This window comes from Micromonospora globbae, assembly GCF_003610785.1.
Classification (GTDB): Bacteria; Actinomycetota; Actinomycetes; order Mycobacteriales; family Micromonosporaceae; genus Micromonospora; species Micromonospora globbae.
Window position 1 is genome coordinate 12,477 of record NZ_RAQQ01000014.1, and the last position, 12,341, is coordinate 24,817.

9 protein-coding genes are annotated in these 12,341 nt (G+C 74.1%); 4 read left to right on the forward strand and 5 right to left on the reverse strand.

Annotation, left to right across the window (positions count from 1 at the left end; genetic code table 11):
- Positions 1-17 precede the first annotated feature (17 nt).
- From D7I43_RS19365 to D7I43_RS19375, 3 genes are all read right to left on the reverse strand, one after another.
- A complete protein-coding gene (locus D7I43_RS19365; RefSeq protein ID WP_192902208.1) occupies positions 18-518 on the reverse strand; it encodes a DUF2017 domain-containing protein in 501 nt (166 codons plus the stop codon).
- A gap of 61 nt (positions 519-579) precedes the next feature.
- Positions 580-870 carry an ATP-dependent Clp protease adapter ClpS gene (clpS, locus tag D7I43_RS19370; RefSeq protein WP_120329954.1) on the reverse strand — a complete coding sequence of 97 codons (291 nt, stop codon included), beginning with the start codon at positions 868-870 and terminating at the stop codon, positions 580-582.
- A gap of 148 nt (positions 871-1,018) precedes the next feature.
- Complete coding sequence (locus tag D7I43_RS19375; protein ID WP_120329955.1) at positions 1,019-2,578, reverse strand: P-loop NTPase family protein; 1,560 nt, start codon at positions 2,576-2,578, stop codon at positions 1,019-1,021.
- 201 nt (positions 2,579-2,779) lie between these two features.
- Here D7I43_RS19375 and D7I43_RS34110 point away from each other — a divergent pair, with 201 nt between their 5' ends.
- Genes D7I43_RS34110 through D7I43_RS19395 form a run of 4 tightly spaced genes read left to right on the forward strand, consistent with a single transcriptional unit; the run spans position 2,780 to position 8,670 of the window.
- Complete coding sequence (locus D7I43_RS34110; RefSeq protein WP_120329956.1) at positions 2,780-5,458, forward strand: LuxR C-terminal-related transcriptional regulator; 2,679 nt, start codon at positions 2,780-2,782, stop codon at positions 5,456-5,458.
- A gap of 16 nt (positions 5,459-5,474) precedes the next feature.
- On the forward strand, positions 5,475-6,761 hold the full coding sequence (locus D7I43_RS19385; RefSeq protein WP_120329957.1) for a nicotinate phosphoribosyltransferase: 1,287 nt from the start codon (positions 5,475-5,477) through the stop codon (positions 6,759-6,761).
- 46 nt (positions 6,762-6,807) lie between these two features.
- Complete coding sequence (locus D7I43_RS19390) at positions 6,808-7,389, forward strand: isochorismatase family protein (RefSeq protein ID WP_120329958.1); 582 nt, start codon at positions 6,808-6,810, stop codon at positions 7,387-7,389.
- Between the two features lie 39 nt (positions 7,390-7,428).
- On the forward strand, positions 7,429-8,670 hold the full coding sequence (locus tag D7I43_RS19395) for an MFS transporter (protein ID WP_120329959.1): 1,242 nt from the start codon (positions 7,429-7,431) through the stop codon (positions 8,668-8,670).
- A gap of 440 nt (positions 8,671-9,110) precedes the next feature.
- Here D7I43_RS19395 and ctaD read toward each other — a convergent pair whose 3' ends face one another.
- Positions 9,111-10,868, reverse strand: coding sequence for an aa3-type cytochrome oxidase subunit I (ctaD, locus tag D7I43_RS19405; protein WP_120329961.1), 1,758 nt, complete (start codon positions 10,866-10,868; stop codon positions 9,111-9,113).
- Between the two features lie 140 nt (positions 10,869-11,008).
- A complete protein-coding gene (locus D7I43_RS19410; protein WP_120330109.1) occupies positions 11,009-12,115 on the reverse strand; it encodes an FAD-dependent monooxygenase in 1,107 nt (368 codons plus the stop codon).
- Between the last annotated feature and the right edge of the window lie 226 nt (positions 12,116-12,341).

Below are 12,341 nucleotides of genomic sequence, written 5' to 3' on the forward strand. Positions count from 1 at the left end.
CGGCGAAGTGGCGGCGGTCACGCCTCGTCGATCAGGGCGTTGAGCAGGGACTCCTGGAGATACCCGAGATACGCGTAGACCGACAGTTGGAACACCCGGCTGGAGGTCGGGTCCTCCGCGACGGCCTCGTCCAGTTCCTCCCCGAGGTCCGTGCCGTCCTTGATCTCCAGCCGGACCCCCATCGCGAGCCGGGCGTCGTTCAACGCGCGCAGCCACGCCTCGGCCGCCTCCGCGTCCAGCCGCACCTCACCGCCGGTCTCGCCGGGCAGCGCCGCGAGGATGGCGCCCGCCTGGTCGATCTTCGCGGTCTTGAGGTCGCCCTCGGTGTAACGGCGGAACTCGGCGGTGCTCCTCGGGTCGTCCGGATAGACCTCCGGGAAGAGCCGGCCCACCACCGGGTCGGAGTGGTCGAAGCCGTCGGTGAGCAGACCCACCACCTCGGAGGCGACCTTGCGGAGCACCCGCACCTCGTCGACGGCGAACGTGGCGACGTAGCGGTCGCCCTGGCGGCGGAACATGCTCACGGCGCCATCCCCGTTCCCGACCGCGGGGCTCGCGGGACCGACTCACTGATCGCGCTCACGACCGGTCCACCGTCGCCCACAGCCCGTACGCGTGCAGCTGCGACGCGTCGTGCTCCATGCGTTCGCGCGCGCCGCTGGAGACGACGGCGCGCCCCTTGTGGTGCACGTCCAGCATCAGCTTCTCGGCCTTCTCCCGGCTGTAGCCGAAGAGCTTCTGGAAGACCCAGGTCACGTACGTCATGAGGTTGACCGGGTCATCCCACACGATCGTCACCCACGGCCGGTCCGAGGCCGGCACCTCTTCGGTGTCCGGCGTCTCGACCGGTGCAACCTGCGGAGCCGCCATGCCCCCCATCGTGCCACCGGTTTCCGGGAACCGAGGAACCGGAACGCCGGAACGGCCCGGATCGCCGTGCCGGGGCGGCCCGGACCCGCCGGCACCGGGCCCGAGGGGTGGGCGGGCCGGGCCGGCGGGCCGGACGACGACAGCGCCGTCAGGCGAGCAGGATGCCGTGGTCGACCGCATCGGAGAGCACCGCACCCAGGGAGAGACGGACGACCTCGAATCGCCGGGAGATCTCCCGGGACAGCTCCAGCTCGACCTCCCGCAGCGCGCGCTGGGCCCACGCCCGCGCGTCGTTCGGGTTGTCGTTGCCGGGGCTGCGCCAGTGCTGCCAGCAGCCGCCGGAGAGGGCGACGGCGACCGGCGGAAGGAGTTCGACCCGGGCGGCGCGGGGATATCCGGCCAGCGCGTCGATCGCGCCGTCACCGGTCAGCCCGGCCACGCCCGCCGTGCTCGTGACCAGCAGCACGCGGTCGAGTTCCCGGGCGGTGCGGTCCTCCGTCATCCCCCAGCGCATGGCCTGCGTCACCCGGCGGTGCACGCCCTCGGGCAGCGGCGCGCCGAAGACGCGGGCGACGGCGTCGTCCACGATCCCCCGCACGGCCCGGTCGCACTGGGCGGTGGCGAGCAGCGACAGGGCCTCCATCTCGCGGTCGAGCAGCTGCGGCAGCCCCGCGCAGCCGACCCCGAAGACGATCTCCTGGACGACGCGCAGGTGGATGTTGGCGAGCTCGAGTGCGAGGTGCTGGCGGATCCGCTGGGCGCACGTGCGGCTCTGCCGGTCGAGGCGTTCCGACCAGTCACCCGGGTCTGCCGCCACGGGCACGCGGGCGTGCTCACCGGGCAGGACCGGCGGGTCGGAGCCGGCACGACGCAGCCCCTCGTCGGCCGCCCAGCCGACGAGGGCGCGCCGCACGTCGGCCGCGACGTCGCCGTCGTGCAGTGCGAACCACCGCGCTCCGGCGAGGCCGGGAACGGCGGAGAGGAGCGCGGCGCGGTGGGCCTCCACCGCCACCGCCACCGGGTCGACCGTGGGGCCGGGCGAGGGGGACCCGGCCCCGGACGGCGGGACGGACGCCCCCGCGTCCTCCGTCGGCGCCGTGCTGTCGGACCCGGCCCAACCGGCCGAGCCAGGGGTGACCGCGAAGAAGACCGCCACGTCGGTACGCGCGACCTCCGCGAGCAGGTTGAGTTCCGCGGCGGTGAACGCCTGGTCGGCGGCGATCACGAAGAGCATCGCCCCGGCACGCCCGGCCGCGTCGAGCAGCACCCGCACGCCCGCGGGGCCCAGGGCTCCGGTGTCGGCCGTGTCGACCAGGGTGAAGTGGCGCAGCAGCGGGTCGGGCAGGTGCAGCTCGACCCGGCGGGGCGGGCGGGCGAGCGCGGGCCCGGCCGCCGTCCGGTCCGCACCGTAGGCGTGCGGCTGCCGGTAGCCCGGCACGTACGCCGCCCGGGTGGACGTGGCGGCGTGCCGCATCACCAGCCAGCTGCCGTCGGGCACCGCGAGCAGGGCGGGGTCGACGTCGAGCAGGGTGGCGAGCACGGCGCGCCGGCCGGCGCCGTCCGGGCCGACGGCGACCACGCCGAGCGGCTCGTCCGGGCCGGGCGTGCCCACCCCGACCCGCGTTGGCAGGGGTGTGCACCGGGGCATGTCGCCCGGCCCGGGCAGGTCGCCGGGCACGCCGACCGAGGAGAGAGGACCCGGCTTCATCTGGGCGACCTCCCGTGGCAGGCGGACCGGCAGCGGCCGGCCGCGTGGAAACTCCGGAGAACCAACCCGGATGCCGGAAGACTACGAGCGACCCGAGGCCCGCACCGAACAGTTCGGATACTCACCAGTAATTGCGGCACTACTCAACTTCGGTGCGTGACGCTCTGCCTCCGGACAGATTTCGATGGATATGCTGCCGAGGTGAGTCCGTGGAGTTTCGTGGGGCGCAGGGACGAACTCGACCGTCTGCTGTCGGCGGTGACCGGCACGGAGGGGCGCGGCCTGTTCTTCAGCGGCAGCGCCGGCATCGGGAAGAGCCGTCTGCTCCGCGAGGGTGTCGCGGCGCTGCCCACCGACCGCTACGCGATCTGGTCGATCGCCGCGAGCGCCACCACGGCGTCGCTCCCCTTCGGCGGGCTCGTGCAGGTGCTCCCCGCCGAACAGCCGCAGGGGCTGTCGCCGGCCGGCATCCTGCGCTGGGCGCTCGACGTGCTCCAACAGCAGGCGGCCGGGCGTCGCATCGTGCTGGCCATCGACGACGCCCACCTGCTCGACCAGCCGTCGGCGGCGCTCGTGCACCTCGTGGCGCGCGCCGACAACGCCACGGTGATCGGAACCCTGCGCGACGGCGAGGAGATCCCCCTGCCGATCCGGGCACTGTGGACCGACGACCTGGTGGACAAGGCCGAACTCAGCCCCATGGCCCCGGCCGAGACCGCCGGGCTGCTCGCCGAGATCCTCGGCGGCCCGGTCGACGCCGGCACCGCCGACCGGCTGGGTCGGCTCTCCGCCGGCAACCCCCTGCTCCTGCGCGAACTCATCCACGCCGCCTCCGGCAGCGAGGAGCTGACCCGCACGTACGGGATCTGGAAGTGGACGGGCCGGCTGGAGCTGGCGCCCAACCTGACCGACCTGATCGACACCCGCATCGGCCAGCTCACCCCGGGCGTGCGCGCCGTGGTGGAGCTGGTCGCGTTCGGCGAGCCGCTCGGCCTGCACCTGCTCAACCAGGCCGCCGATCCCCGCGACGTCGAGGTCGCCGAGGAGCGCGGGCTCATCGCGGTGATCCAGCACGACCGGCGCACGAACGTCCGGCTCGCGCACCCGCTCTACGGCGAGGTCATGCGCCGGCGCTGCCCGGTCAGCCGCACCCGGCGCCTGCAGGCCCACCTGGCCGAACTCCTGGAGCGGGTGGGCAAGCGGCGCCGCGACGACCTGCTCCGGGTGGCGGTGTGGCGGCTCGACTCGGGCACCGCGCAGGACGCGGGGCTGCTGCTCGAGGCGGCCGGGCAGGCGTTCAGCCGGTACGACGTACCGCTGGCGACCCGGCTCGCCCGCGCGGCCCTCGGCGCCGGCGGCGGCTTCGACGCCGCGGAACTGCTCGCCACCATCCTGATGTTCGCCGACCGGCCGGAGGAGGCGATCGAGGTGCTCGAATCCGTGGCCCCCGACGCCTCCGACGGCCAGCGGTTCAGCCGGTGGCTCACGGTGCGGGGGATGGTCAGCTACTGGGGCCTGAGCCGCGAGTCCACGGTGGAGGAGATCGCCGAGCGGGCCGCCACCCTCACCGACTCCGCCGACCAGGCCCGGGTCCGGGCGTTCGAGGCCATCATGCGGCTTCACCGGCTCGACACCGCCACCGCGCTGCAGCTCAGCCGGACCGTGCTGGACCGCCCCGCCGCGAGCGTCGCCGCGCGCGAACTGGCCCGGTGCACCATCGGCTACCTCCAGGCCGCGCAGGGGCAGTTGCGCCGCAGCGGCACGGCCATCGCCCAGGTGCACTCCGAGGCGGCCCGCTGGCGGGCGGACATGCCGTACCTCCAGCTGGCTCTGGAACTGGCCCGGGGCACCCGCCTCACGCTCGCGGGCGACCTGGCCGGGATCGACGCCATCGCGGCCGACGAGTTCGCCGACCTCGCCGGCGCCGGGGACTTCCGGCTCGGCACCGGCTACCTGGCCATCCTCCAGGCGTACGCCGCGCGGCTGCGCGGCCAGAGCGACGTCGCCCTGCGCACCAGCCTCGGCGCCTGCGCCGTGCTGGCCACCAGCCGCGTGTACGCCGGCCTGGCGCAGGCCGAACGGGTCCAGGCGGCCGCCCTGCGCGGCGACGCGGCCCAGGCCGCCGAGGCGATGGCGGAGGCCGACCGCACCCAGGCGCCCGGGATGGCGGTGCTGTACCCGTGGCTGGAGCAGGCGCGGGGCGCGGCGCTCGCCGCGGCCGGCGACCTGCCCGGCGCCGTGAAGCAGCTCACCGACCTGGTCGACCGGCTGCGCGCCGACGGGTTCGCCGGCCACGAGGTGCACGTGCTGCACGACCTGGTACGCCTCGACCAGGCGGGCGCCCGCGTCGGCCCGACCTGCTCGGACGGGAGCCGTCGCACGGTCGCCCAGCGCCTCACCGAACTCTCCGAACGTGTCGACGGGGAGCTGCCGCCGCGGCTGGCCCGGCACGCCCGCGCCGCGGTCGCCGGCTCGGCGACCGAACTGCTCGCGGTGGCCGACGACTTCGCGGCGCTGGAGCTGAACGTGTTCGCCGCGGAGGCGACCGCCGCGGCGCTGCACCGGCTGCGCCGGGAGCGGCCCGCCGCGGCGGGCGAGGCCCGGGAACGCCTCGCCGCCCTGCTGAGCCGCTGCGACGTGATCTGCACCCCGGCGCTGCGCGCGGGCACGCCCGCGCTGACCGACCGGGAGTGGGAGGTGGCGCGACTCGCCGCGCAGGGTGCCACCAGCAAGGCGATCGCGGAGAAGCTGTTCCTCTCCGCCCGGACGGTGGAGAACCACCTCCAGCGCGTCTACGTGAAGCTCGGCGTGACGGGCCGGGCCGAGCTGCGGGCGGCGCTCCGGGCGATCCCGGGGCACGAGGGCGGCGACGCGCGCTGAACTCTAGGCTGGGGCCGTGAGCACCCTTCGCCCCGCACTGCTGACCGACCACTACGAGCTGACCATGGTGAGCGCGGCGCTGCGCGACGGCACCGCCGACCGCCGCTGTGTCTTCGAGGTGTTCAGCCGGCGGCTGCCGGCCGGGCGCCGCTACGGAGTGGTCGCCGGCACCGGCCGGTTGGTCGAGCTGATCCGCGAGTTCCGCTTCGACGAGGCCGAGGTGGACTTCCTGCGACGCACCGGCGTGGTCGACGAGCAGGCCGCCGCCTGGCTGCGGGACTACCGCTTCACCGGCGACATCGAGGGGTACGCCGAGGGCGAGCTCTTCTTCCCCAACTCCCCGATCCTGACCGTGTCGGGCGGGTTCGCCGAGTGCGTGGTGCTGGAGACGCTGGTGCTCTCGGTGCTCAACCACGACAGCGCGGTCGCGGCCGCCGCCGCCCGGATGGTGACCGCGGCCCGCGGCCGTACGCTCATCGAGATGGGTTCCCGGCGCGCGCACGAGGGCGCCGCGGTGGCCGCCGCCCGCGCCGCGTACCTCGCCGGGTTCGGCTTCACCTCGAACCTGGAGGCGGGCCGGCGCTACGGCATCCCCACGGCCGGCACGGCGGCGCACGCGTTCACCCTGCTGCACGACGACGAGCGGGCCGCGTTCGCCTCGCAGGTCGACACGCTGGGCAAGGACACCACGCTGCTCGTCGACACCTACGACATCAGCCAGGGCATCCGCAACGCGATCGCGGTGGCGGGCACCGACCTGCGGGCGATCCGGATCGACTCCGGCGACCTCGCGGTGATCGCCCAGCAGTCCCGGGAGCTGCTCGACTCGCTCGGCGCCACCGAGACGAAGATCATCGTCTCGGGCGACCTCGACGAGTACGCCATCGCCGCGCTCGCCGCCGAGCCGGTCGACATGTACGGTGCGGGCACCGCCGTGGTCACCGGCTCCGGGGCGCCCACCGCCGGCCTCGTCTACAAGCTCGTCGAGGTCGAGGGCCGGCCCGTGGTGAAGCGCTCGGAGCACAAGGCCACGATCGGCGGCCGGAAGGTGGCGGTGCGCCGGCACAAGCCGACGGGCACCGCCACGGAGGAGGTCGTCGTCCCGCTGGGCGTGCCCGACCGGCAGCCCAACGACCGGCTGCTCCAGCACACCTACATGAGCGGCGGCGAACCGGTGGAACTGCCCTCGCTCGTGGAGTCGCGGGAGCACCTGCGCGAGTGCCTGATCTCCATCCCGTGGGAGGGGTTGAAGCTCTCGGCGGGTGATCCGGCCATCCCGGTCACGGTGGTGCCGGCAGAGTGAGAGGCGGCCCGGGCGGCCGGGCCCGAGACGTCAGGAGGGAGCACCGGTGGGCAGCGCGTTGATCATCGTGGACGTGCAGAACGACTTCTGCGAGGGCGGTTCGCTCGCCGTGGGCGGCGGAGCGGACGTGGCGGCCGGCGTCACCCGGCTGCTGGCGGCCGAGCCGGACCGCTGGGACCACGTGGTGGCGACGAAGGACTACCACGTCGACCCGGGGGCGCACTTCGGCGACCCGCCGGACTTCGTGGACTCGTGGCCCCGGCACTGCGTCGTGGGCACCCCGGGCTCGGAGTTCCACCCGGCCCTGGCGACCGAGCGGATCGAGGAGATCTTCCACAAGGGCGAGCACGCGGCGGCGTACTCCGGCTTCGAGGGGCACGCCGCCGACGGCGAGTGCCTGGCCGACTGGCTGCGCCGCCACGACGTGGACCGGGTGGAACTCGTCGGTATCGCGACCGACCACTGCGTCCGCGCCACGGCGCTGGACGCCGCGCGGGAGGGCTTCGCCACCACCGTGCTGCTGGACCTCACGGCGGCCGTCGCGCCGGCGACCACCGACGTGGCGCTGCGGTCCATGGAGGGCGCGGGCGTGACGCTGCGCGGGGCGCCTGTGATCAGGACCGCATGATCCGATAATTGGTTGGCGGTCGCCCCACCGGCGGCGAGGATGGCGCCGGAGGTACGGACCGTCGTGAATCTGAAGCCTTACCGGGAGGCGCTCGCCCTGCCCGGACTCCGGTCGCTGCTGGTCGTGGCGGTGCTCGCCCGCATCCCGCTCACGGCGACCGGGGTGACGCTGACCTTCTACGTGGTCCAGGACCTCGGCCGCGGCTACGGCGCCGCGGGCCTCGTCGGCGCGGCCGTGACGGTCGGCGCGGCGATCGGCGGCCCGCTGCTCGGCCGGCTCATCGACCGGCGCGGCCTGCGGCCGGTGCTCGTCATGACCGGGATCGTCGAGGCGGTCTTCTGGTCGACCGCGCCCTCGCTCTCCTACGAGCTGCTGCTCCCGGCCGCCTTCGTCGCGGGCTCGCTCGCCCTGCCGATCTTCTCCGTGGTGCGGCAGTCCATCGCCGCGCTGGCGCCCACGGACCGACGCCGTCCCGCGTACGCGCTGGACTCGATGTCGGTCGAGCTGTCGTTCATGGTCGGCCCGTCGCTGGCGGTGGCCCTGGCCACGGCGATCTCGGCGCGGCACACCCTCTACCTGGTCGGCGCCGGCATCGTCGCCGCCGGGGTGGCGTTCTGGCTGCTCAACCCTCCGACGGCCGACAGCCGGGACGAGGCGGCGGCACCCGCGCGGCACGTGTCCCGGCGCGAGTGGGTGACCGGACGGCTGGTCGCCGTGCTGGCGGTCAGCCTCGCCGCCACCCTGGTCCTCGGCGGCACCGACGTGGCCGTGGTCGCCGTGCTCCGGGAGAGCGGCGAGGCCGGCTGGACGGGTGTGGTGCTCGCCATGTGGGCCGTGGCCTCGCTGGTGGGCGGCTTCGCGTACGGTGCCACGCACCGCCCCGTCCCGCCGCTGGCGCTGATGGCCGCGCTGGCCGTCTGCACGATCCCGGTCGGTCTCGGCGGGTCGCACTGGTGGCTGCTCTGCCTCGCGATGATCCCCGCCGGCGCGCTGTGCGCCCCCACCATCGCCGCGACGGCGGACGCGGTCAGCCGGCTCGCGCCCGCCCAGGTACGCGGTGAGGCGATGGGGCTGCACGGTTCGGCGGTCACCGTCGGCATCGCGGTCGGCGCCCCGCTCGCCGGCGCCGTCATCGACGCGTCGGCGCCCGCGTGGGGCTTCGCGGTCACCGGGGCGATCGGCGCGCTCGTGGCGCTCGCGGTGCTCCCGGTCGAGCTGCGCCGCCGCCGGGCGGCCGCCGACGCGCTCGCCGAGCCGGAACTCGCCACCGTCACCCACTGACCCGACCCGACCCGACCCGCTCCGCCCGCCCGGCCCGGCCCGGCCGGGCGGGGCGGGTTCGGCGTGATCCCCGGCGTCGCGGCACCCCCGCCGACGCCGAAGAGCGGACCACCATCGCACCCGCCGCTGCGGGCGGTGGAGATCACCGAGCCACGCCCGCGGCGCGCCACCGCCACGCCGAGCGTGTCCGTGCCCGCCGCGCCGATCGCCCCTCCCCGGTCCCCGGCCGTGCACGGCGAGCATCACGGGCACGGGCCGCCGACCTTCCTCCCGGCCCCGGCCGTGTACGGCGGGCGGTCACCGGCGGCCCGGCCCGCCGACATCGCTCCGGGCTTCCGACCGCGGCGCGCGTCACCCGTACGGCCTGGGCAACGGCGACGGGCGCCGCTCCCGGATGGTCCGGGGGCGACGCCCGTCGTGGGTGTCGTCGAGCCGAGCGGTCAGGCGCGGTCGATGTTGGTGGCGGTGTCCTCGGTGTAGCGGGCCCCGCCGTCGGACTCGCTGGTCAGCGGCTTGGCACCGCCCTCCGGCGGCCCGGCGAGGGTCTGGCCGGCGGCCAGCTCCGGGAACTTCATGTCGAACGCCGGCCGCTCGGAGCGGATCCGGGGCATCCGGTCGAAGTTGCGCAGCGGCGGCGGGCAGCTGGTGGCCCACTCGAGCGAGTTGCCGTGGCCCCACGGGTCGTTGACCTCGACCACCGGACCGGTCTTGTACGACTTCCAGCAGTTGTAGATGAACGGGAGCGTCGAGATACCGGTGATGAAGGCGCCGATCGTGGAGACCGTGTTCAGCGTGGTGAAGCCGTCGATCGCCTGGTAGTCGGCGTACCGCCGCGGCATGCCCTCGTTGCCCAGCCAGTGCTGCACCAGGAACGTGGTGTGGAAGCCGATCATGGTGAGCCAGAAGTGCACCTTGGCGAGCCGCTCGTCGAGCATCCGGCCGAACATCTTCGGGAACCAGAAGTAGATGCCGGCGAACACCGCGAACACGATGGTGCCGAAGAGCACGTAGTGGAAGTGCGCCACCACGAAGTACGAGTCCGAGACGTGGAAGTCCAGCGGCGGGCTGGCCAGCAGGACGCCGGTGAGGCCGCCGAAGAGGAACGTCACGAGGAAGCCGATGGACCACAGCATCGGCGACTCGAAGCTGACCTGGCCCCGCCACATCGTGCCGATCCAGTTGAAGAACTTCATACCGGTGGGCACGGCGATGAGGAAGCTCAGGAAGCTGAAGAACGGAAGCAGGACCTGGCCGGTGGCGAACATGTGGTGCGCCCACACGCTCATCGACAGCGCGGCGATGGCGAGGGTCGCGGCCACGAGACCCTTGTAGCCGAAGATCGGCTTGCGGGAGAAGACCGGGATGATCTCGCTGATGATGCCGAAGAACGGCAGCGCGACGATGTACACCTCGGGGTGGCCGAAGAACCAGAAAAGGTGCTGCCACAGCATCGGCCCGCCGGTCGCCGGGTCGTACACGTGGGCGCCGATCAGGCGGTCGGCGGCGAGCGCGAACAGCGCGGCGGCCAGCAGCGGAAAGACCAGGATCACCAGGAGGCTGGTGACCAGGATGTTCCAGGTGAAGATCGGCATCCGGAACATCGTCATGCCGGGGGCGCGCAGCGTCAGGATCGTGGTGATCATGTTGACCGCGCCGAGGATCGTGCCCAGACCGGAGATGGCGAGGCCCATGACCCACATGTTGGCGCCGACGCCCGGGGAGTGCTCGACGCTGCTCAGCGGCGTGTACGCGAACCAGCCGAAGTCGGCGGCGCCACCGGGGGTGATGAAGCCCGCGGTCGCCATCGTGCCGCCGAACAGGTACAGCCAGTAGGCGAAGCTGTTCAGCCGGGGGAACGACACGTCGGGCGCGCCGATCTGGATCGGCACGATGTAGTTGGCGAAGGCGAACACGATCGGCGTCGCGAAGAACAACAGCATGATCGTGCCGTGCATGGTGAAGAGCTGGTTGTACTGCTCCGGCGACAGGAACTGCAGCCCCGGCCGGGCCAGCTCGGCCCGCATGATCAGGGCCATCAGGCCACCGATCATGAAGAACGCGAACGCGGTGACCATGTACATGATCCCGATCTGCTTCGCGTCCGTGGTCCGCAGCAGCCGCGCGATGGCCGACCCCTTGACCGGTTCTCGGACCGGCCAGGGCCGGGTCACGACCGGCTTGGGTGCGACGGTGGTCACGAGTGGCCTCCGGTTCTCGGTTGTTTCGCTCGGCACGCGCTGAAACTGGCGAGCCGTCATCCGCAAGGAGGATAGTCCCCGGCAGGTGGGGGTGCCGCGTGGGGTGGCCAGCTACGATCATCGGCCGCGCCCGCCGGCGCTCACAGCGGACCGAGCAACAGCCGGTAGTGGTCCCCGAAGATCCGGTCGCCGCGTCCGCGCAGCAGCGGGTCGCGCAGCGCCGGCGGGACGTCCCGGGTCCGGTTGCGGTCGCGGGTCCGGTCCCGGACCCATCGCGTACGCGGACGGCGGCGGCTCTCGTACGCCACGAGGGCCGCCTCGACGCTGCCGGCGCCGGTGAGCGCCTCGGCGAGTACCACGGCGTCCTCCAGCGCCATGGCGGCGCCCTGGGAGAGCGTCGGGGCGGTGGCGTGCGCGGCGTCGCCGACGAGCAGCACCCGCCCCCGGTACCAGCGGCCCAGCTCCACCTCGTCGGTGATGCCGACGTTCACCCACTCGACGGCGTCCAGCAGCTCCGGCACCGGCCCTCCGTAGGAGCCGAAGACCTCGCGCAGGCGGGCCACCGGGTCGGCGGGCGCCTCCGTGCCGGCCTCGTCGGCGTAGCAGTGCAGCCGCCCGGCGCCGATCGGCACGACGAGGAACCCGGAGCGCTGGCCGAGCAGGGCGGTCCACTCGGTGACGGGCGGTCCGTCGCGGAGCACGGTGCGGTAGACGACCTGACCGGCCGGCCGGGGCGGGCCGCCGAGCGCGGCGAGCGTCCGCACCGACGAGCGGGGCCCGTCGGCGCCGATCACCAGGTCGTACTCGGCGGCGGTGCCGTCGACGAAGGTCACCCCGACGCTGGTGGGCAGGAGGTCGAGCGTGCGCACCTCGGCGCCGTGCCGGACGGCCCCGCCGGCACCGGTGAGCAGCACCCGGTGCAGCTCGGCGCGGGGCAGGGCCCGGCACTCCCCGACGCCGGCCCACAGCGCGTCGAGGTCGACCTCGCAGAGCGGCTCGCCGGCGGCGTCGAGGAAGCGCTGCCGGTGCACCACGTGCCCGAGGCGCCGGACCGGATCGTGCAGGTCCAGCCGGTGCAGCGCCCGGGCGGCGTTGCCGGGCAGGTAGAGGCCGGTCTCGTGGGACTCTCCCGGTGGCAGCTTCTCGGTGACGTCGGGGCGGAAGCCCGCCAGCCGCAGTGCCCGGGCCACGGCGAGGCCGGCGATGCCCGCGCCGACGATGAGGATGCGCAGGGGGGAGCCACGCATGGTGCGGTACGCCTCCGGGAGGGGTTTCGGCACGCGTCGGATACAGGACACTACTCGGTGCAATCAGCGCACACCAGGCCCGATCGGCCCACGGGAACGCTCCCGGGGGCTTTCCCGCCCCGGTCGGGCGGCGACGACGCCCCGTCGCCCGGGCCGCCCGGCGCCCTCGCTCGGGTGGATCCGGTCTGCCACCTGGGTCGCCCGGCGCTGACGCACGGGTACGGCC